Source organism: Roseibium sp. RKSG952 (assembly GCF_009711355.1).
Map to the genome: position 1 here is coordinate 1 of NZ_SMMF01000924.1, position 19,090 is coordinate 19,090.

The 19,090-nt window shown below is 61.5% G+C and carries 16 protein-coding genes and 1 pseudogene; 12 read left to right on the forward strand and 5 right to left on the reverse strand.

Annotated elements, in window-relative coordinates; translation table 11 throughout:
* Both E1297_RS22445 and bchJ read left to right on the forward strand, forming a co-directional pair.
* A pseudogene (locus tag E1297_RS22445) lies at positions 1-772 on the forward strand (magnesium-protoporphyrin IX monomethyl ester cyclase); the annotation flags it as partial.
* A gap of 28 nt (positions 773-800) precedes the next feature.
* Entirely contained in the window at positions 801-1,442 is a 642-nt protein-coding gene (gene bchJ, locus E1297_RS22450) for a bacteriochlorophyll 4-vinyl reductase (protein ID WP_209015935.1), read from the forward strand.
* Here the strand turns inward: bchJ and E1297_RS22455 are convergent.
* The 3 genes from E1297_RS22455 to dxs form a co-directional block, all read right to left on the reverse strand.
* Positions 1,428-2,210 carry a DUF1194 domain-containing protein gene (locus tag E1297_RS22455; RefSeq protein WP_209015936.1) on the reverse strand — a complete coding sequence of 261 codons (783 nt, stop codon included), beginning with the start codon at positions 2,208-2,210 and terminating at the stop codon, positions 1,428-1,430. The two genes, bchJ and E1297_RS22455, sit on opposite strands and share 15 nt — an antisense overlap.
* A 67-nt stretch (positions 2,211-2,277) precedes the next feature.
* Positions 2,278-3,315, reverse strand: a complete 1,038-nt coding sequence (locus E1297_RS22460; RefSeq protein WP_155142462.1) for a B12-binding domain-containing protein — start codon at positions 3,313-3,315, stop codon at positions 2,278-2,280.
* A 133-nt stretch (positions 3,316-3,448) separates the two neighbouring features.
* Positions 3,449-5,416 (reverse strand): 1-deoxy-D-xylulose-5-phosphate synthase, encoded by a 1,968-nt coding sequence (gene dxs, locus E1297_RS22465; protein WP_155142464.1) that lies wholly within the window; start codon positions 5,414-5,416, stop codon positions 3,449-3,451.
* Between the two features lie 352 nt (positions 5,417-5,768).
* On the opposite strand from dxs, the gene bchI reads away from it, so the two are divergent.
* Genes bchI through E1297_RS22495 form a run of 6 tightly spaced genes read left to right on the forward strand, consistent with a single transcriptional unit; the run spans position 5,769 to position 12,267 of the window.
* On the forward strand, positions 5,769-6,815 hold the full coding sequence (gene bchI, locus E1297_RS22470; RefSeq protein WP_155142466.1) for a magnesium chelatase ATPase subunit I: 1,047 nt from the start codon (positions 5,769-5,771) through the stop codon (positions 6,813-6,815).
* Positions 6,808-8,595: a VWA domain-containing protein gene (locus E1297_RS22475; protein ID WP_196223383.1), complete on the forward strand. Its 1,788-nt coding sequence runs from the start codon at positions 6,808-6,810 to the stop codon at positions 8,593-8,595. Before bchI ends, E1297_RS22475 begins: the two co-directional genes overlap by 8 nt.
* Complete coding sequence (bchO, locus tag E1297_RS22480; RefSeq protein WP_155142470.1) at positions 8,592-9,500, forward strand: alpha/beta fold hydrolase BchO; 909 nt, start codon at positions 8,592-8,594, stop codon at positions 9,498-9,500. The genes E1297_RS22475 and bchO overlap by 4 nt, the downstream gene beginning before the upstream one ends.
* 47 nt (positions 9,501-9,547) lie before the next feature.
* Positions 9,548-11,080 carry a phytoene desaturase family protein gene (gene crtI, locus E1297_RS22485; protein ID WP_155142472.1) on the forward strand — a complete coding sequence of 511 codons (1,533 nt, stop codon included), beginning with the start codon at positions 9,548-9,550 and terminating at the stop codon, positions 11,078-11,080.
* Entirely contained in the window at positions 11,061-12,113 is a 1,053-nt protein-coding gene (locus E1297_RS22490; RefSeq protein ID WP_155142474.1) for a phytoene/squalene synthase family protein, read from the forward strand. Before crtI ends, E1297_RS22490 begins: the two co-directional genes overlap by 20 nt.
* Positions 12,106-12,267, forward strand: a complete 162-nt coding sequence (locus E1297_RS22495) for a hypothetical protein (protein ID WP_155142476.1) — start codon at positions 12,106-12,108, stop codon at positions 12,265-12,267. Before E1297_RS22490 ends, E1297_RS22495 begins: the two co-directional genes overlap by 8 nt.
* A 191-nt stretch (positions 12,268-12,458) precedes the next feature.
* On the opposite strand, the gene E1297_RS22500 is transcribed toward E1297_RS22495, so the two are convergent.
* Both E1297_RS22500 and crtD read right to left on the reverse strand, forming a co-directional pair.
* A complete protein-coding gene (locus E1297_RS22500; protein ID WP_196223384.1) occupies positions 12,459-13,433 on the reverse strand; it encodes a carotenoid 1,2-hydratase in 975 nt (324 codons plus the stop codon).
* Positions 13,358-14,899: a 1-hydroxycarotenoid 3,4-desaturase CrtD gene (gene crtD / locus E1297_RS22505; protein ID WP_155142478.1), complete on the reverse strand. Its 1,542-nt coding sequence runs from the start codon at positions 14,897-14,899 to the stop codon at positions 13,358-13,360. The genes E1297_RS22500 and crtD overlap by 76 nt, the downstream gene beginning before the upstream one ends.
* A 103-nt stretch (positions 14,900-15,002) precedes the next feature.
* On the opposite strand from crtD, the gene E1297_RS22510 reads away from it, so the two are divergent.
* The 4 genes from E1297_RS22510 to E1297_RS22525 all read left to right on the forward strand — a co-directional run bounded on the left by E1297_RS22510 (position 15,003) and on the right by E1297_RS22525 (position 19,087).
* Positions 15,003-15,872, forward strand: a complete 870-nt coding sequence (locus E1297_RS22510; RefSeq protein WP_155142480.1) for a polyprenyl synthetase family protein — start codon at positions 15,003-15,005, stop codon at positions 15,870-15,872.
* Positions 15,873-15,878: 6 nt separating this feature from the next.
* Positions 15,879-17,033 carry a methyltransferase gene (locus E1297_RS22515; RefSeq protein WP_155142482.1) on the forward strand — a complete coding sequence of 385 codons (1,155 nt, stop codon included), beginning with the start codon at positions 15,879-15,881 and terminating at the stop codon, positions 17,031-17,033.
* Positions 17,034-17,141: 108 nt separating this feature from the next.
* On the forward strand, positions 17,142-18,083 hold the full coding sequence (gene bchC / locus E1297_RS22520; protein WP_155142484.1) for a chlorophyll synthesis pathway protein BchC: 942 nt from the start codon (positions 17,142-17,144) through the stop codon (positions 18,081-18,083).
* Positions 18,080-19,087, forward strand: a complete 1,008-nt coding sequence (locus E1297_RS22525) for a chlorophyllide a reductase iron protein subunit X (protein WP_196223385.1) — start codon at positions 18,080-18,082, stop codon at positions 19,085-19,087. The genes bchC and E1297_RS22525 overlap by 4 nt, the downstream gene beginning before the upstream one ends.
* Positions 19,088-19,090 lie beyond the last annotated feature (3 nt).

The following is a 19,090-nucleotide window of genomic DNA, read 5'->3' on the forward strand; positions in this document are numbered from 1 at the left end:
GGCGCCATTGCCGCGCGAGCGGCTTCGTCCGCTTGGAACGGAAGCAGCCGCGCAGCTGAAACTGGACCAGTTCAACAAGGAAACCAAAGTCGCCGACAACAAGGAAGCCATCCGCCTTTTGCGCGAAGCAGACATTTTCGTCGAGGCCCAGTTCATTGTCGGCCTCGACAACGAGACTGCGGAAACGCTGGAGGAAACCTATCGAATGGCCTGGGACTGGCAACCGGATCTTGCCAATTGGGCGATGTATACGCCCTGGCCGTTCACTCCGCTGTTTCAGGAGATCCGGGATCAGGTCGAGATCTTCGACTTCTCGAAATACAATTTCGTCACACCGATCATGAAACCTGCCGCCATGAGCCGGGGCGAGCTGCTCAACGGCGTGATGAAGAACTATCGCCGCTTCTATATGCAAAAGGCGCTGTTTCATTATCCCTGGCGCGGAACCGGCTTCCGCCGCCGTTATCTGCTCGGCTGCCTGAAAGCCTTCCTGAAAGCGGGATTTGCACGCACGTTCTACGATCTCGGCAAGGCCGGATACTGGGGTCCCCAAACCAGGAACAAGGTGCATTTCGACTTTGACGAAACCCGGACGATCGCAGAGGCCCAGCTGGAAGACTGGGAATCGGCCGCAGACCGGGCCGCAAGGGCCGCAGAAAGACGGGAAGCATTGAAACTGCAGGGCAAGGAGCGCGCCAACCGCCGGCAAGCCGCTGCGGCCCAAGTCTCGGCCTGTGGCGGCGGAACACAGCAAATAACCGAAAATGCGTGACCACATCACAAGCTGCACGGAGGGAGCCGTGATCGGCCCCAATGCGGTCTTGCAGTTGTTTGAGGCTTTGGAGGAGGTCGGCGGCCCGTCCTTGCGCAATGCTTTTAGAACCGAACTGCATCTTCCTGCACGCACCGATTTCACCCGGATGATCCCGGAAAGCATGGCAGCAAAAGCCCACCGGCACCTGCGGAACAGATATCCCGAGAGTGCGGAACAGGTTGCCGGTCTGGCGGGAGAAAAAACCGCCAACTATATACTGGCGAACCGCATCCCGAGGCTCGCGCAAGCGCTACTCAAGACACTTCCGACAGGGATTGCAGCGCCGCTTCTTGCCATGGCCATTTCAAACCACGCCTGGACCTTTGCCGGATCAGGTTCCTTTGCGATTGTCCGTTTCCGCCCGCTGATTTTCAGCATTACGGGCAACCCGCTGACCGCAGGTGACACCGCCGAAGATCCTGTGTGTGCCTGGCACGCTGCCGTCTTCCAGCGCTTGTTCCGCATTCTGGTCGATCACCGCTACACTGTTCATGAGACTCAGTGCAGCGCAATGGGCGCGACTTGCTGCCAATTTGAGATCTTCAAAGAAATGTCTTCGGAACCAGCGCCTGGTCCAGCGCGAACCGCGGCACAGGCAAAACATCTGCCGCAGTCAGCGAAGAAGTGACAGACCTCCATTGGATTGCGCCGGCTGAAGCCCCACCGTATCGACTTCCGGACCAAACGGCTTGCTCCCCTCTGCGATCTCCAGAATGAGTTTCTTGCGCACGGCATCAGAGAATGTGTTGGCGTTGTCTGCCGTCACCACAAAGGCCCCGGGACCGCCGATAATATCCCGCGCAAAGCGCTCCTCCAGATCATAGGACACCGGGCGGCCCGAACAATGTCGGCACAGCACCGCCAATCCATTGATCACGATGCCGGAGTTGACCACCGTCTCACGTGCCTCGAAGATGCTTGGGCCGTTCCAGTTGTTGGCGCTGTCGGCGGACAGGTCGATCACCCGGCGCAGCCCCGTGATCCCATTGGTGTCGATCAGCGCCTTGCCTTTCAAAAGCGCTGCGCCGATGGCATTGCGGCCAAAAGCACGCCTCGGCGGTGTCATCAAGGCCTGCGCAAACCCTTGTGCGGAGGCGGGGCCGTCAATGATGGTCCAGTCCACAACAACGTCCTGCGAATTGACACTGCCCCATTCCACGTAGGTGACGGCGATCTTTCCATATATGTTGCTGGCGATCGCGGACAAAACTGCCGGATCGGTGATCGCCGTGGCATATCCCTGCCTCTGGAAACGGATCTCGGCCTCGTCAATCGATCCGGTCGCATCCGCCAGCAGCACAAGCTCAAGGTCAAGCTCTTCGGCAATGGCAGCAAGTCCCGACAGGAGAAACCCGAACAGGACAGCGGTAGGAACGGACAGTTTCAGATGAACCAAATCGAACTCCCGCCGAATAGTGAGATCTGCCTTTGACGTTCAACCGGCAAGCACATGTCACAAACGGTCAGGAGTGACGGTTCTCGGCCAACAACATGGACGCTCCCGAGATCGCCCCTTGCGGGCTTCCCGCAACAAAGTCCGCGCCGAGACGCAGATAGCGCTCCGGATCACGGGACACCGGCACCCCCCCTGCGGCGATCTTCAAGGTTTTGTTCCGCGACCTTGCACCGGCTGCGCCCAGAAATGCTTTCAGTTTTTGATCGGCAGTGTCCGTGCCAACCGACACACCGAGAATATCGATTGCATTTTTCTCAAGGATATCGAAGGCCTGTGGTCCGGCTTCCAGATCCGCTCCGCCCATGACCGTCCACCCGGCTTCCGCAAAACAGACACCAAGAACCGCGAGCCCAAGCACATGGTCATTATCCGGCATGCGCGCCAGCAAGACTGATGGTGCGCCCGGACAGCGCTCGACGGAAAACAACCGGAAAGACAATCGATTGACGAGGCACTGCAACCGGGTACCGGCAATGGAAACGGACACAAAATCCCGAAGGTCAGCCGCCCAGGCAATCCCGAGTTCACGCGCCATAGGCAAGACCAAAGCATCGCATATGCTCAAGATCAGGCAGTCTTCCTGTTCAAGGTCGGCCGAAAGTCTATCGAAAGCGGCAGAATCCGGGTCGAGCAAGGCCCGTTGAAATCGCGCAAGGTATTTTCCACCAAGGTCCGCGCACTGATCTGAGAGCGTTTCCTCGATTGACGGACAGGCTGGCGCGCTATTGCGGAAAGCGGAAACCGGTGCCTCGTGCTTGTGAACCAGTTCCTCAAGCACACGGTCCTCTATGACGGCAGCGAGGCACGAACGATCCCGGGAAGAAAGCGGCCCGGCACTGGTTGTATTGCAGGCGGGCGTCTGGCTTCCGACCGCATGGAGCTGCATCATCGCCCCGCCATTCAATGAGGATTGCGACCAGAGTCCGCCATCAACTCCGGCATCGGTCCCAAGCCCGTCGAGATCAAAATCCGACTCGCTTGAAACATCCGCAAGGCCGTCTGCGCGTTCTTGGTGTAGACTGATGATCCCCTTTGTCATGACCATGGCGTCCTCCAGCCGCCAAAAAGCCTCAACATAAAACAGAAAAATACTTTCCTTTATTATTCACACGGCCATTTTGCGGCACGCTTTCATGATTTTTCAGAAAGGCCTTATCATTCAAAAGGAGATAGATACATTAGGTTCTCAACGTCACGCGTAGCGAAACATCTCTCCCGGACCCCTCATCAACAGATAAACATTGCAGAACTGTCTTTGCAATATTTATCGAGTCTAATCGGGCTTTTGCGTACATCGTCTCAGGCGAGGCTTGGGGAATGTTTTCATCAGGCAAGGTCAGCGACCGGACCTGCAAGCCCGTGCCGAGCAGATCGGCAGCGGCAAGAAAATGCAAGACATGGGACCCGAAGCCGCCAACCGCGCCCTCTTCCACACAAACCAGCAGGTCATGTGATCGCGCAAGCCGCTCGATCAACGCCGTGTCGAGCGGCTTGGCAAAGCGCGCGTCCGCGATTGTCGGAAAGATGCCGCGGGCATTCAGGACCTTTTCGGCAGCAAGCGCTTCATAGAGGCGCGGACCCAGTGTCAGGATCGCCACGGACCGGCCCTGCCGCACGATGCGTCCCTTGCCGATCGGGACAGGCACGCCGACGCGCGGCAGCTCGACGCCAACACCGGTTCCACGCGGATATCGAAACGCAATCGGCCCGTCGCTGTGAGCCCGGGCGGTGGCCACCATGTGAACCAGCTCCGCCTCATCGGCCGGTGCCATGACGGTCATGCCCGGCAGGTTGGCAAGATATGCCAGATCATAGGCCCCGGCATGGGTCGGCCCGTCGGCACCCACAAGCCCGGCGCGGTCGATGGCGAAGCGCACAGGCAGATCCTGCAAGGCCACATCATGGACAATCTGGTCATAGGCACGCTGCAGGAAGGTCGAATAGATCGCGCAAAACGGCTTCATGCCCCCGGCTGCCAGACCGGCTGCAAATGTGACCGCATGCTGCTCGGCAATGCCGGCATCATAGGCCCGGTCCGGAAAGGCTTTCGCAAAGGCGGCAATGCCGGTCCCGGACGCCATTGCCGCCGTGATACCGACAATTGCGGGGTCGTGTTCGGCTTCCCTGATCAAGCTGTCGCCAAACACCTTGGTATAGCTCGGGGCCGCCGGTTTGGCTTTTGGAGACGTCTGGGCATTTGGTGCGCCTGTCACCAGATTGAATGTGCCAACCCCGTGAAACTTGTCGGCAGACTGTTCCGCAGGCTCGTAGCCTGCCCCTTTCCGGGTGATCGCATGGATCAGGACCGGCCCGTCGCCATGGTCTTTCAGCGCCCGCAAGAGCGTGAGGAGATCCTTCAGATTGTGGCCATCCACCGGGCCATAATAACTGAAACCGAGATGTTCGAAGATGTTGCCACTTCCAGCCAGCTCCCGCATGGCCCGCTGGGTCCGCTCCATGCCGGTCCGGATCGGGTCGGGCAGATACCTGGATCCTTTACGGACCAGACGGTCGATCTCCATCACCGGAAGCGTCCGGCACAGATTGGCAAAATGAGAGGAAGCCGCCCCGACCGAGGGTGAAATCGACATTTCATTGTCGTTCAGGATCACGAAAAGGCGCTTGCCGAGGGCTCCGGCATTGTTGATCGCCTCGTATGCCATCCCGGCAGACATCGCGCCGTCGCCGATCACACAGATCACATCTCCGATGTCAGCGCCCATGTCCCGCGCGGCCGCAAAGCCGAGCCCGGCGGAAATCGAGGTCGAGGAATGGGCCGCGCCAAACGGGTCATAATCGCTTTCCGAGCGTTTGGTGAACCCGGAAAGGCCGTTTTCCTTGCGCAGCGTTGTCATGCGCGCGCGCCGTCCGGTCAGGATCTTGTGAGCATAGGCCTGATGGCCGACATCCCAGATCAGCTTGTCGCGCGGTGTGTCGAACACTGCATGGATCGCGACCGTCAATTCGATCACACCCAGTGTCGAACCCAGATGGCCGCCTGTTCTGGAGACGCTGTCGATGGTGTCGGCTCTCAGTTCATCCGCGAGACGGCACAGGGTTGTGTCCGACAATCGGCGCAGCTGCTTGGGGTCGGTGATCTTGTCCAGAATCGGCGTGGCGCTCTGCGCGCTTGGCGAAACTTTCATGGTGTCCTCCCAGGCAGGAACCGTTCAAAAACCAGCTGTCATCTCGGCTTTACGCGGTTCGGCCCCGGATAGTGTTGAGCTAAACGGCAAAAATGTAAACTTTTTTTTACACTCACATACTGCAATCGACAGGCACACAAGACCCTTGCACCCAGCCATCAAATCAAACCAAATATCTGATTTTATTGAAACAAAAAGTTGATTGAAACTATTTGAAAACCGCTATGAGCTGCACTTAACCGTCCCGGGCACGGAATTCAACGCATTGCGTGAGTCTGAAAAATGTATAATCTAATTGACACTTTTTAGACAGAAACCGGCATGCCGGGCTCAGACTGCGAGGCCACAGGACATGACAAGGCCCTTTCCGTTTTCCGCGATTGTCGGTCAGGACGAAATGAAACATGCTTTGCTGCTTGCATCGGTCGAGCCGGCCCTTGGCGGTGTGCTTGTCTTCGGAGACCGGGGCACGGGAAAATCCACGGCGGTGCGGGCTCTTGCCGGTCTGCTTCCCAAGATCGAAAGCCGTGCCGGATGCGTCTATAATTGCACGCCCGATGCGCCTGCGGCGGAATGCAAGATCTGCAACAAGCCCCAAAAACCACGCAGAACAAAACGCCCCACGCCCATCGTCGACCTGCCTTTGGGGGCGACCGAGGACAGTGTCTGCGGCGCGCTTGATCTGGAACGCGCGTTGTTGAGCGGCGAGCGCGCGTTTGCCCCGGGGCTTCTCGCAAAGGCCCATCGCGGGTTTCTTTACATCGACGAAGTGAACCTTCTGGAGGATCATCTTGTTGACCTGCTTCTGGACGTGGCCGCCTCCGGCGTGAATGTGGTCGAGCGCGAAGGCCTGAGCATTCGCCACCCCGCAAGCTTCATTCTGGTCGGCAGCGGCAATCCGGAAGAAGGCGAGTTGCGGCCTCAGCTTCTCGACCGCTTCGGATTGTCCGTTGATGTCAGTTCACCGAAGGACATTCCGAGCCGGGTTGAAGTCGTCAAGCGCCGGGAAGCCTATGATGCGAGCCCGGAGAGCTTCTGCAAGGTCTGGGCACCCGAAGACCGGAAATGGCAGCGCCGGATCCTCGCCGCCCGCAAGCATCTTGCCGATCTCGACACTCCCGACACAGTACTGGCTCTCTGTGCAGACCTTTGTCTCAGGCTCGGGGTCGATGGCTTGCGCGGTGAGCTGACCCTGATCCGGGCGGCCCGCGCGAATGCAGCGCTTGAAAAACGGAAAACGGTCCGGGCCGCCGATGTGGTCAATGTTGCCGCCATGGCCTTGTGCCACCGGCTGCGGCGCGATCCGCTGGATGAATCTGGCTCGATTGCGAGGGTCAGCCGCGCCATCGGTGAAGTCACCGAAACCACCATGGGCGAAGCGGTGGCTGGCAATGCCTGACCCCGCCCTTGAACAAACCGGCGTCGAGCCTCAATACCGGCAGCAATGGCGGGACGCGGTGTTGGCGATCGACTTGCTGGCAGCCTATCCGGGCAACAACCTCTCCGTCCGCCTGCGCGGCGCGGCGTCTCCCGCGCGTGAGCGCTGGCTTCAGCTCCTGAAAGAGCGGCTGGAAGAAAACCGTGAGCCCGTCAGGCTTCCGCCCAACACTCCGGTCGAGAGCCTTTTGAGCGGTGTTGATGTGGTGGCTTCCCTCTTGAGCGGACGCATTTGCCAGCGCCGGGGTCTTTTGGAACGCGTCGCAGGCTCTCCGCTGCTGGTGCCCATGGCCGAGCGGCTGGAAGCCCCTGTCGCAACGATGCTGGCAAAGGCGCTTGAACAGGAGGTTAGAGGCGGTCGAGATCTGCCCTTGCAATCCAGCCCCGTCAGTCTGATCGCGCTCGACGAGGCTGTTTCCGATCACCATCAGCTCCCCACTGTTCTGGCGGACAGGTTGATGATCGATATCCGCCTCGACGGTATCGATCTGGCAACGGTTGAAAGCGGCGCAACTTGCATCCCGGCCTCTCTGGCGCTCGCCCCTGTTCCGGCGTTGGTCTCACCGGACATTGAGGAAAAGATCGCTCTTCTGGCTCTGGCCTTTGGCGCTGCCTCACTGCGGAAACACCTGCATATCTCCAGTCTTGCAAAACTGGTTGCGGGGCTTGACGGCAACCCGGACGTTGACGAGCAGCATGTGATCAGCGCCGCGCGCCTGGTCCTTGGTGTCTTGCCGGAACCTGAGTGTGTTGACGTTTCGGAAGAAAATGTTACCGACCCGTCTCCACCGGAGCCGGCCGACAACACGTGCGACACCGACACGTCCTCAGAGAATACCGGTGACCGGCCACTGGACGATCTTCTGGTTGCCGCACTGGCGGCCAATCCGGATGTGGTCGGAGCGCTCACGAAAGACGACAAGCACAAGGCGGCGCGCAACGCCCGTTCGGGCAAATCCGGCAACAGGACCCTGAAAAGCACACGTGGCCGCCCGGTCGGGCTGACGCCCCGGGCGCCCCATGCGGCAGCACGTCCGAATGTGGCTGCGACCTTACGGGCAGCGATCCCGAAGCAGCGGATCCGAAACCCCGAAGCGCTGCATAAGGGCTGGTCTCCGGACCTGGGTCTCCGGGTCATGCCACAAGACTTCCGCTACATCCGCTACAAGCATCGCACCGAATCCACCGCGATCTTTGCCGTCGACGCTTCCGGGTCGACCGCGCTTGCCCGGCTTGCCGAGGCCAAGGGGGCCGTCGAACTTCTGTTGGCCGACTGCTACGTCCGCCGCGACAGCGTCGCGCTGGTCGCATTTCGGGGCAAGGTGGCCGAAACCCTGCTGGAACCGACCCGCTCGCTGGTGCGGGCAAAACGCAGCCTGTCCGCCTTGCCCGGCGGCGGCGCGACCCCGCTTGCAAACGGCATCCTGCGGTCGCTCGAATTGGCTGAACACGCAAGACAACGCGGCCAGACACCGCTCGTGGTCTATCTTACCGACGGCCGGGGCAATGTGACCCTGTCCGGCGAGATCGACCGCAAAGCCGCAACGGAGGATGCGGAACGTCTCGCGCGGCGGGGGGCATTGCACGGAATCCGCTCGATATTGATCGACATTGCCGCCCGCCCTAAACCTTCAGCGCAAGCACTCGCGAATGCCATGGAAGCCGACTACTGCCCCCTGCCGCATGTGACGGCAACGGCGGTGTCCGGCCTTGTCAGCTGGTATATCCGGAAGCCCGCATGAGCAAACAGGACACCCGCAGCAGAGACCGACACCCGGACTGGCTGAGCCGCCAGCTGGAGCGTGCCGATTGGCCCAACCGGCAGTTCAGCCATCTGGTGCGCGCAGGCGGTCTCGAATGGCATGTCCAGCGTTTCGGGAATTTGGATGCTCCCGTCTGCCTTCTGGTGCATGGCACAGGCGCTTCTTGCCATTCCTATGCCGGGTTGGTGGCACAGCTCGCGAGCAAATGGCAGGTGGTCGTGCCCGACTTGCCGGGGCACGGCTTTACGCGGCACACATCCACCGCTCAGTTGACCTTGCCGGGCATGGCGAAGGCTCTTGCCGCCTTGCTTTCAGAGATGAACACTCCGCCGTCGATAGTTGCCGGACACTCGGCCGGTACGGCCATCCTGCTGCAGATGGCTCTCGACGGGCACTTGCGCGATGTTCCGGTTACCGGCCTCAACAGCGCCTTGCAGCAGATATCCGGCAACAGCTTCCTGTCTCCGCTTGCCAAGATGCTGTTTGCCAATCCGCTCACCCCGCGCCTGTTTTCCCTGCAAGCCCGCTTTGGCGGCGTGACGGAACGGCTTTTGAAGGCGACCGGCTCGACCATCGATGCCCAAAGCCAGGCCTGCTATGCGCAGCTTCTGAATACCCCACGGCATGTGCGGGGAGCGCTCGGCATGATGGCAGGCTGGGAGTTGAGGCCGCTTGTTACCCGTCTCAATGAAATCGGGCAGCCGGTCACCCTGATCGCGGCAATGGACGACCCGATGGTCCCGGCCCGGGTCTCCGAGGCAGCCGTGCGTGCCCTTTCTCAGGGAAAATTCATTCCTGTTCCGTCCGGGGGACACCTGCTTCACGAAGAAAACCCGGCCGCCATCGCCAAGCTCATGCAGGAACCGGAAAAGGCGGCCGCGTAATCGCATTCCGGCCATGCAGCCAAAACGCCAGGACAATTGAGGGCATCATGAACTACCTGAGCCATCATGCACTCGATGCCAAAACCGAAGACAGCCGCCCCCATGCCATTGTCATCGGCGCAGGGTTTGGCGGACTTGCCGCCGCCGTTCGGCTGGGCGCTCGCGGTTACCGGGTGACGGTGCTGGAACGGCTCGACCAACCCGGCGGACGTGCGCGCCGGTTCCGGCAGGACGGCTTCACCTTCGATGCCGGCCCCACGATCATCACCGCGCCTTTCATTCTGGAAGAGCTCTGGCAGCTTTGCGGCAAATCCCTTGCCGATGATGTCGAACTGGTCTCGCTGGACCCGTTTTACACAGTGCGGTTTGACGACGGCACGGAATTCCGCCCCTCGGCCGACACGGACCGCATGCGCAAGGAAATCGCACGGTTCAACCCGACCGACGTCGCTGGCTACGAGCGGTATCTTGAAGAGAGCCGCCGATGTTTCGATGGCGGGTTCACCGGCATGGTCGACCGGCCCATCGGCACGCTCGGGGCGATGGCTTCGGTGCTGCCGACCCTGATCAGGCGGCGCGCCGACCGTCCGATCATCAATCTGGTCCGGAAATATGTGCGCGATCCCAAGCTGCAGGTCGCATTGAGCTTCCATCCCCTGTTCATCGGCGGCAACCCGCTTCGGACCAGCGCCATGATGAGCCTGATCTCCTATCTTGAAAAGGAATACGGGGTTCACTACGCCATGGGCGGCACCCATGCGTTGATCGAAGGTCTGTGCGGGCTGATTGCCGGACACAACAACCAGATCCTGTGCAATGCAGCCGTTGAGCGGATCGAGACAGACGGCAACCGGGCAACCGCCGTCACCCTTTCCGACGGCGCCCGTCTTCCCGCCGATCTGATCATTTCAAACGCGGATAGCGGCTGGACCTATCGAGACCTTCTCAAACACCATTCCGCCCGGCGCTGGACGGACCGGAAAATCGCGCGTTCGAAATATTCCATGAGCCTGTTCGTCTGGTATTTCGGCACCAGCCGCAGATATCCGGGGGTCGATCATCACACGGTGATCATGGGACCACGCTTCGCCGAACTTCTGACAGACATTTTTGACCGCAAGATCCTCGCGGAGGATTTCAGCCTCTATCTTTACCGGCCGACCGCCACCGACCCCTCCATGGCGCCAGAGGGCTGCGACAGTTTTTACGTGCTGTCGCCAGTGCCGAACCTCGATGCAGACATCGACTGGACCGGCGAGCTGATCGAGACCTACCGGAAACGGATCGAGACCGCTCTTGAAGCCCATCTCATGTCCGGCCTGAGCGCCCATATTGCGGCCTCGAAGGTCATGACGCCGTTGAATTTCCGGGGTGATCTCCTGTCGATCAAGGGCGCTGCCTTCGGTATGGAGCCGCTCCTGACGCAGCTCGCGTGGTTCCGCCCGCACAACAAGAGCGAAGAGCTCGACAACCTTTATCTGGTCGGGGCCGGAACCCATCCGGGCGCCGGCCTGCCAGGTGTGCTATCCTCTGCCAAGATCCTCGACAAGGTTGTGCCCGATGCTTGCAAGATCTCCTGAAGCGTTCCGGCTTGCACCCGATTTGCAGCTGAGCTGCGATCTGGCGATCAATGACGGATCGAAATCCTTCATGATGGCTTCCTTGCTGTTGCCAAGGCCAACCCGGTGCGCGGCCCGGGCGCTTTATGCGTTTTGCCGGAACGCCGACGATCTGATCGACCAGTCACCGGACCCGGCCCAAGCCCTTGATCAGCTTCAAAAGCGGCTGGATGCGATCTATGCGGACGAAGACCCGGCCGAGCCCTGCGATCGGGCCTTTCAGATGGTGGTCAGGCACTTCGCAATACCCCGCCTTCTCCCGGACGCGCTGATCGAGGGCTTCGCTTGGGATGCAGGGGCGAGAACCTATCAGAGCTTCGGGGACGTCAAGGCCTATGCCGCCCGGGTCGCGTCCACAGTCGGGGTGATGATGACCCTGATCATGGGAAGCCGCGACGAGACCACACTTGCCCGTGCCGCCGATCTCGGCCTTGCCATGCAGCTCACCAACATCGCCCGGGATGTCGGCGAAGACGCCTTGAACGGCCGGGTCTACCTGCCGCTTGACTGGTTGCCCGAGCATCAGCACGACCTTGGGGCTTTTCTGTCCAGTTCCGGCGATCTGCGCCATGTGCGCAGCGCGACCCGCCGCTTGCTGGAGGAAGCCGACACGCTCTATGCCCGCGCGCTGACAGGTGTTGCCGGACTGCCCCTGGGCTGCCGGATCGCCATCGCAAGTGCCGGCCTGATCTATCAGGCGATTGGCCGGGAAGTGGCCGGAAACGGCTATGACAGCATCAGCAAGCGCGCCTTTACCAGCTCCTCCCGCAAACTGGCCCTTGTGGGCAGGGCCTGTCTGGTGACCGGCCTGACCCGGCACCACGATCCATCACCGCCCGATCCCGCGGCCGCTTTCCTTGTCGTTCCGTGCGCGCAGGCAAGTGCTCCGCCCGTCCGCGGTCTTGATGCCAAGGCAGCACGCATGCTCGAGCTGATCGCGCTGGCCGAAATAAGGCGGCGGGAAACCCGGGACAGCGGAGAGCTCAATGCCTGATGCCGCGCTTCTGGAAATCCTGCTCGGCTTCGGCGGCTTTCTGATCTTCTACATCTGGCAGCGCCGGTCTCTCGCCCGCGACATCCGGGCCCGCGAAGAACGCGAACGGCTTGAACGCGAAAACCGGGCGCAGTCCTCCGAAGAGGCCCGATAGGGACGTACACCAGACAGCCGCCACCATTCAATTATGCCTCGCAGTCGTCATCCCGGAAAAACCGAGAGGCTTTATCCGGCATCGGAGAGCCAGTGAATTCAGCAACAAACAGCCGGCAAGCGATATGAAATCCCTCAAAACCCTGTCCGGCCAATTCGCCTCGATCACTCACGGCACGGATACACCCCGCATCAGGCAAACGGCGGCCGATGGTTGCCGGTCCGGCGCGGCATGCGCCAGGGCAGCATCAGCTTGACCAGCGGCGAGGCATAACGGTCGCCGGACAGGCTTTCATGCATCAATTCAAGCGGTTGGCCAAACAAGCGGGTCTGGAGTTTTGACCGCGTATAAAACGGGCTGTCCTCCAGTGTCGCAATCAACTGCGGCTCGGTTCCGGGATCGTGGTGGCCATGGCGCATCATGCCCCAGAACCCGCGCCGCAACCGGGATTTGCCGGGCGTTTCGTGGGCCTCCACCTCCCCTTGCGCGTCCGCTGTCAGCATCAGGCAATGGCGGGTCTTGTCGCGCCGGTGGACGTCGTAAATCAGGGCCGCGCGCCCATCGGGCAGCACGCCACGTGCCCAGTCCCAATAGTGAAATCCACGCTCCAGCGGTTCCCGGCCCCAATTGCTGTCGAGATAGCCATGACCTCGCCAGTCCGGGCGATCCCCCTCAAAGGTCACCTCGATTTCGGCAAGGGGGGCAATCGGCCACCAGATGTGATCGCCCTGTCCGTCGATGTCATAGGTTTGCGCGGTGATGGCCTTCGGCCGGACCCGAACACGGGCCTTGAGCCGCTGCATCGACCATTCCGCAGGCGGACGTGGTACCGCCCGCTCGTTGAGGTCGAGTGTCAAAACACCCTCCTCCCATTGCAGTCCGCTCGGGCCGACGAAAAATCCGGTGCGATCCCGGGAAAGCGCCGGCGCGCCCCGCTCGGTCATCGCCCAGCGATTGCCCTCGGGCGCGTAGAGCGCAACATTGATACAGACATGATTGTCCGGATTCTGACGTCCCGACCAGGCGTAATAGGGCGAAAAAACCGACCCGACAAAGGCGATCACGCTGAGCCCGAAGCGCCCGCAATCGCTTACGCCGTCGACATACCACCAAAGATACCCCCCCGGCGGAACCTCCGCGTCGAAGCGCGGTCCGACACCAGGCACGCCGCCGCCAGTTTGCCGGAAAGCGCCGCCATCGGGACGCCGGGACCCGGATGCACGCTGCCTCCTGCGAGATAAAGGCCCGGAACCGGCGTCCGGTTGGCTGCCCGCCGGAATGCGCCCATCGCCCCATGTGTCTTCGGACCGTAGATCGCCCCGCCCGAGCCCGGAAACATCCGGTGAAACTCCTTCGGGCCGGCCGGCACCACCGACAGGCTCCCGGGCTGCAGGTGGAGGCCGCTGCGTTCCATGAGAGCGAGAGATCTTTCCAGACATATTGCAACCTCTCTGTCATCAGGGCTGTTCCGGTCGCCGGTGGCCGGGGCATTGACAAGACACAGCAGCCGTTCCGGGCCACCGTGCCGTGGCACATCATCCGTCAGCCGGTCCTCGGCGCAGACATAGACCGTCCCTGCCTCGGGCATCTTGCGGCGCTCAAAAATTGCCGCGAACTCCGCTCGATAATCGTCGGGCGTGAAAAAAACGGTGTGATAGGCGAGCGGAAAACCCTTCACCTCGGCACTCATCGACCAGGTGATGGCCGACAGGGACCGCTCTTCTTCCGCAACCGGCTGAAAGGCACGGTTTTGAACACCGGACATCAGTTCCGGGACCGCCGAGACATCGCCGTTGAAAATGACCGCCGAGGCCGCACGTTTTTCGCCGTTGGCCAGTTCGACCCCGGACACCGCGCCATTGCGCGTCAGGATCCGGGTAACCTCCGCATCGGTGCAGATCTCCGCCCCGAGGCTTTCAGCAGCCGAGGCAAGCGCCCAGGCGAGCGAACTCATGCCACCGGCCAGACGCCATCCGCCCGCCTGCTCCACATGGGCCACCAGCATCAAGGTCGCGGGCGCGTCGAAAGGAGACGACCCGCAATAGGTCGCATAGCGGCCAAACAGCTGACGCAGGCGCGGATCGGGAAAGTAATCGCCAAGCGCGCTCCAAAGTGTCGAAAATGGCCGCAGCTTGAGCTGTGCCCCCAAACTCCCGAGCCCCATACGGCGGGACAATTCGAAGAAACCCGGCTTTTCCGCCACGATAAAGGTTGTTTTCAGGTGATTGAAAACCTCGGCGCTGTCCGCGCAGAACCGGCGGTAACCATCGGCGTTCTGCGCATCGCTGAAAGTCTCGATCGCCTCGGCGCTTCTGGAGATGTCTTCAAAAAGATCCAGCCGCGATCCGTCCACCCAGGCATGGCGGGCCAGAAGGTCCGCAGGGCGCAGATCCGCAACGCTTTCCAAAGTCAGGCCAGCCTTCTTGAAAAGCTCATCAAAGACCCAGCGCATGGTCAATACGGTTGGACCGCTGTCGACCTGCTTGCCCGCGACCTCGACCTTGCGTGCTTTCCCGCCCGGGGCAGGCCCGCGTTCGAGGACGGTCACCGGCACGCCATCCGCAGCAAGGGACAGGGCCGCTGCCAGCCCGCCAAACCCCGCTCCGATGATGACAACCGGATGGCTTCCCATTGCTTGATCCCGTTCCGTCAACGCCGATTGACATTCATCGCAGTTATGTCAATCTTATTTGACATATTCTACCGTATTGTAAAACTGACACAAGGGGCGCGTGATGAACTTGCAGAAACGCATCGACCGCGGATTGGAGCAGGCCCTCACATTCGCCACCGCTGGCGGCCAGCCGGAGAAAGTCTGCAAGGCCCTTCGGCACGCGGTGTTTCCCGGCGGCGCAAGGGTGCGCCCGAGGCTCTGTCTAGCGGTGGCCATGGCCTCCGGCGACGGCAACCCGGAAGCGGCGACGGCAGCAGCCGCCTCGATCGAGCTGCTGCACTGCGCGTCCCTGGTTCATGACGACTTGCCCTGTTTCGATGATGCCGATCTCAGACGCGGCCAGCCTTCCGTTCATGCAGCCTTCGGTGAAGCTCTGGCCGTTCTGGCAGGCGACGGCCTGATCATACTGGCATTTGAAACACTGGCGCGCGGATGTGCCAGCGCGCCCGAAACGCTCGGACCGCTGGTCACGACGGTCGGGCGGGCGGTCGGCATGCCGCACGGGCTGGTGGCCGGTCAGGGCTGGGAAAGCGAACCGGAGATCAACCTGAACGACTATCACCGGGCCAAGACCGCGTCGCTCTTTACCGGGGCAACCGCAGCCGGAGCCATTGCCGCAGGAGCTGATCCCTTGCGCTGGCTTGCCCTCGGCGAGGCCCTGGGGGCCGCCTATCAAGTCGCAGACGACCTCCGGGACAAGGCCGCCACGGTCGAGGAAACCGGCAAGCCATGCGGTCAGGATGCCGTCCATGCCCGGCCCAACGCGGTCGAGGAACTGGGCCTTGCCGGTGCCGTTGCCCGCCTTCAGGACACCGTTCAGACCGCAGCCGACGCCATTCCCGACTGTGCGGGCGCAATGATGCTGCGCCAGTTGATCCTGGATGAGGCCAAGCGTCTGGTCCCGAAGAAGCTCGCCCGCTATGCCGCCTGACATGACATGGCCGAGGATCTTGCGATAACTAAGTCCGCCGATCCCGCGACACCGGACAGGCTGAGCTTGCGCGACCGGGTGCGTCTGCTCAGACAGCGCGCCGTCGGCACCCCGGCCTTTCACAGGTGGTTGCGGCGTTTGCCTTTTGGCCGCCAGTATGCCAACAGCCGGGCGGCAGACCTCCTGTCGGTCATGAGCGGCTTCGTTCAGTCGCAGGTTCTTTTCACCCTGCTGGACACCGGTGTTCTTGAGCTTCTGGAAAAGCAGCCGTTGTCGAGGAGCGACCTCGGCATCCGGCTGAGCATCCCGTCAGACAACTTGCGGCCCTGGCTGCAGTCCGCAGTGGCGCTTGAGATCCTGCAAGAGCTGGACAACGGCACCTTCACGTTGGGCGATCACGGCATCATGGTGGTGCGGGACCCGGGAATAGAAGCCATGATCCGGCATCATGCGGTGCTTTACCGGGATCTTGTGGCCGCGTCCGATCTTCTGAAATCCGGGCACCACGCCGCACGTCTCCACCGTTTCTGGAGCTATACCCAAGGCACCGATGTCTCGCCAGAAGAGGCCGGGGCCTATTCAAGAGTGATGAGCGAAAGCCAGATCATGCTCACCCGCGAGATCCTGGGAGCGGTCCGGTTCGACCGGTTCCGCTCGGTTCTCGACATCGGCGGCGGCACCGGCACGTTCCTGACCGCTCTTGGCAAACAGGTTCCGGCCACCACTCTCCATCTGCTCGACCTGCCAGCCGTTGCCGAACAGGCGCGTGCGGCATTCAACAAGGAAGGACTGACCGCGCGCGCAAGCGTTCATGGAGCCGATTTTTTCCAGGACCCGATTCCCGCTGGCCACGATTGTTATTGTCTGACGCGGGTTCTGTTTGATCATGACGACGCCGCGGTCATGAAATTGCTCAAGAATGTGCACCGCGCCATGGCGCCCGGTGCAAAACTCCTGATCGCCGAACCCATGGCCGGACCGTCAAAAGGCGAGCGCGTGTCCTCGGCCTATTTCGCGATTTATCTCTATGCCATGGGCGGAGGCCGCTGCCGAACTCCGCAGGAAATCAGGGCCTTGGCCGAAACTTCCGGGTTCTCCCGCACACGGGTGATCCGATGCGGCACACCGATGCTGGCAACGGTGATCGAGGCGGCTGTGTAGCTCCGGGCTGACACCTAGGTATGTAAATTTTAATTGACACATCCTCCTGTACATTTATTCTGACAACAGGAGGAGAGCAGGCTCGATCAATCCGGCCCGCCACGCACCATGAAAACCAACGCCGTCCTTTTCGAAGCACCGAACTCGGTGGCCATAAAACCCCTTCACCTGAAGGAGCAGACGCAGGACGCGGTTTTGGTGAAAGCCCTATGGAGCGGGATCAGTTCGGGCACCGAAAAGCGCCTGTTCGACGGCACCATGCCCTTCTTCCCCGGCCTGCAATATCCCCTCGTTCCCGGCTATGAGACCGTCGGGCGTGTTCTCAAGGAAGATGCAGCCGGTCAGTATGACAAGGGCACGCTGGTGCTTGTCCCGGGTGCAGACTGCTACCGGGAAGCCGCGGGCTTGTTCGGCGCGACGGCCGCCACGCTGATTGCCCCGGCAGAGCGGGTGATCAGGGTCGATGAAGACCTGGCCGAAGACGCCACGCTTCTGTCGCTTGCCGCAACGGCCCACCACGCGGTGATGCGGGCAGAAGAGACGCCGCCGGATCTGGTGATCGGACATGGTGTGCTCGGACGCCTCGTGCTGCGGATCATGGCCGCCCTCGGCCTGCCGCTCCCCACGGTTTGGGAGACGGACGAAACCCGCCGGAGCGGTAATTTTTCCTACATCGTGACAACAGCCGAAACGGAGCCCGGGACGCGGTTTGCCGCGATCCTCGACGCCAGCGGCACACCGGATATCATTGATCTCGCCGTCTCGCGCCTGATGCCGGGCGGCACAATCATTCTTGCCGGGTTCTACGATGCGCGCCTGTCTTTCGGCTTTCCGGCCGCGTTCATGCGCGAGGCCAGCATCCGGATCTCGACCGAGTTCCGCCCCGCCGACCTCGCCGCGGTCACCAACCTGATCGCGTCCGGCAAACTGTCGCTCAAGGGCCTGATCACGCACAGCGCTCCGGCCGGGGACGCGAGGCAAGCCTATGAAACCGCCTTCCGGGATCCGGCCTGCGTGAAAATGATACTCGACTGGAGGACACTGCAATGAGCCAGGACATGGTCACGGATGGTGTCTCGAAGGTCTATGACCGGCTGCGCAAGGAAGCCTCCGAACCGGCCCCGGCCCTGCCGGCCGGACCGGTCACCAAGGCCACCCAGATCATCGCGATTTACGGCAAGGGCGGCATCGGCAAGAGCTTCACCCTTGCCAACCTGTCCTATATGCTCGCCCAGCTCGGCAAGAAGGTCTTGCTGATCGGTTGCGACCCGAAAAGCGATACGACGTCGCTGCTGTTTGGCGGGCGCGCCTGCCCGACCATCATCCAGACCTCCTCGAAGATGAAGGAAGCCGGTGCGGAGCTCAAGATCGGGGATGTCTGTTTCAAGCGCGACGGTGTGTTCGCGATGGAACTCGGCGGCCCGGAAGTCGGCCGCGGATGCGGTGGCCGCGGTATCATTCACGGCTTCGAAACCCTTGAAAAGCTGGGGTTCCACGATTGGGACTTCGATTACGTCCTGCTGGATTTTCTGGGCGATGTGGTGTGCGGCGGCTTCGGCCTGCCGATTGCCCGCGACATGTGCCAGAAGGTCGTGGTGGTCGGCTCCAATGACCTGCAATCGCTCTATGTCGCCAACAATGTCTGTTCGGCGGTCCAGTATTTCCGAAAGCTCGGTGGCAATGTCGGCGTCGCGGGCCTTGTCATCAACAAGGATGACGGCACCGGTGAGGCCCAGGCCTTCGCCAGGGCCGTGGGCATTCCCGTTCTGGCGTCGATCCCGCAACACGAGGACATAAGGCGCAAGAGCGCGAACTATCAGATCATCGGGCATCCAGAAAACCAATGGGGCCCGCTCTTCGGCGGCCTTGCGTCTGCGCTCGGCGACGCACCGCCGGTGCTGCCCGAGCCCCTTGATCAGGATGATCTGATCGGCCTGTTCGACGCCTCGGACAAGACCTCGGGCGTTGCACTGGAGCCCGCCACGGAAGCCGACATGTGTGCCGCCGGCAAGCTGAACAAGCCGTCTCTCGAAGTCATTTACGATACCGTGTGAGGA

Bases quoted from the DNA above. Each gene is read 5' to 3' on its own strand.
- E1297_RS22460 (WP_155142462.1), bottom strand. From the start codon at position 3,315: ATGGTCATGACAAAGGGGATCATCAGTCTACACCAAGAACGCGCAGAC.
- dxs (WP_155142464.1), bottom strand. From the start codon at position 5,416: ATGAAAGTTTCGCCAAGCGCGCAGAGCGCCACGCCGATTCTGGACAAG.
- bchI (WP_155142466.1), top strand. From the start codon at position 5,769: ATGACAAGGCCCTTTCCGTTTTCCGCGATTGTCGGTCAGGACGAAATG.
- E1297_RS22475 (WP_196223383.1), top strand. From the start codon at position 6,808: ATGCCTGACCCCGCCCTTGAACAAACCGGCGTCGAGCCTCAATACCGG.
- bchO (WP_155142470.1), top strand. From the start codon at position 8,592: ATGAGCAAACAGGACACCCGCAGCAGAGACCGACACCCGGACTGGCTG.
- crtI (WP_155142472.1), top strand. From the start codon at position 9,548: ATGAACTACCTGAGCCATCATGCACTCGATGCCAAAACCGAAGACAGC.
- E1297_RS22490 (WP_155142474.1), top strand. From the start codon at position 11,061: ATGCTTGCAAGATCTCCTGAAGCGTTCCGGCTTGCACCCGATTTGCAG.
- E1297_RS22495 (WP_155142476.1), top strand. From the start codon at position 12,106: ATGCCTGATGCCGCGCTTCTGGAAATCCTGCTCGGCTTCGGCGGCTTT.
- crtD (WP_155142478.1), bottom strand. From the start codon at position 14,899: ATGGGAAGCCATCCGGTTGTCATCATCGGAGCGGGGTTTGGCGGGCTG.
- E1297_RS22510 (WP_155142480.1), top strand. From the start codon at position 15,003: ATGAACTTGCAGAAACGCATCGACCGCGGATTGGAGCAGGCCCTCACA.
- E1297_RS22515 (WP_155142482.1), top strand. From the start codon at position 15,879: ATGGCCGAGGATCTTGCGATAACTAAGTCCGCCGATCCCGCGACACCG.
- bchC (WP_155142484.1), top strand. From the start codon at position 17,142: ATGAAAACCAACGCCGTCCTTTTCGAAGCACCGAACTCGGTGGCCATA.
- E1297_RS22525 (WP_196223385.1), top strand. From the start codon at position 18,080: ATGAGCCAGGACATGGTCACGGATGGTGTCTCGAAGGTCTATGACCGG.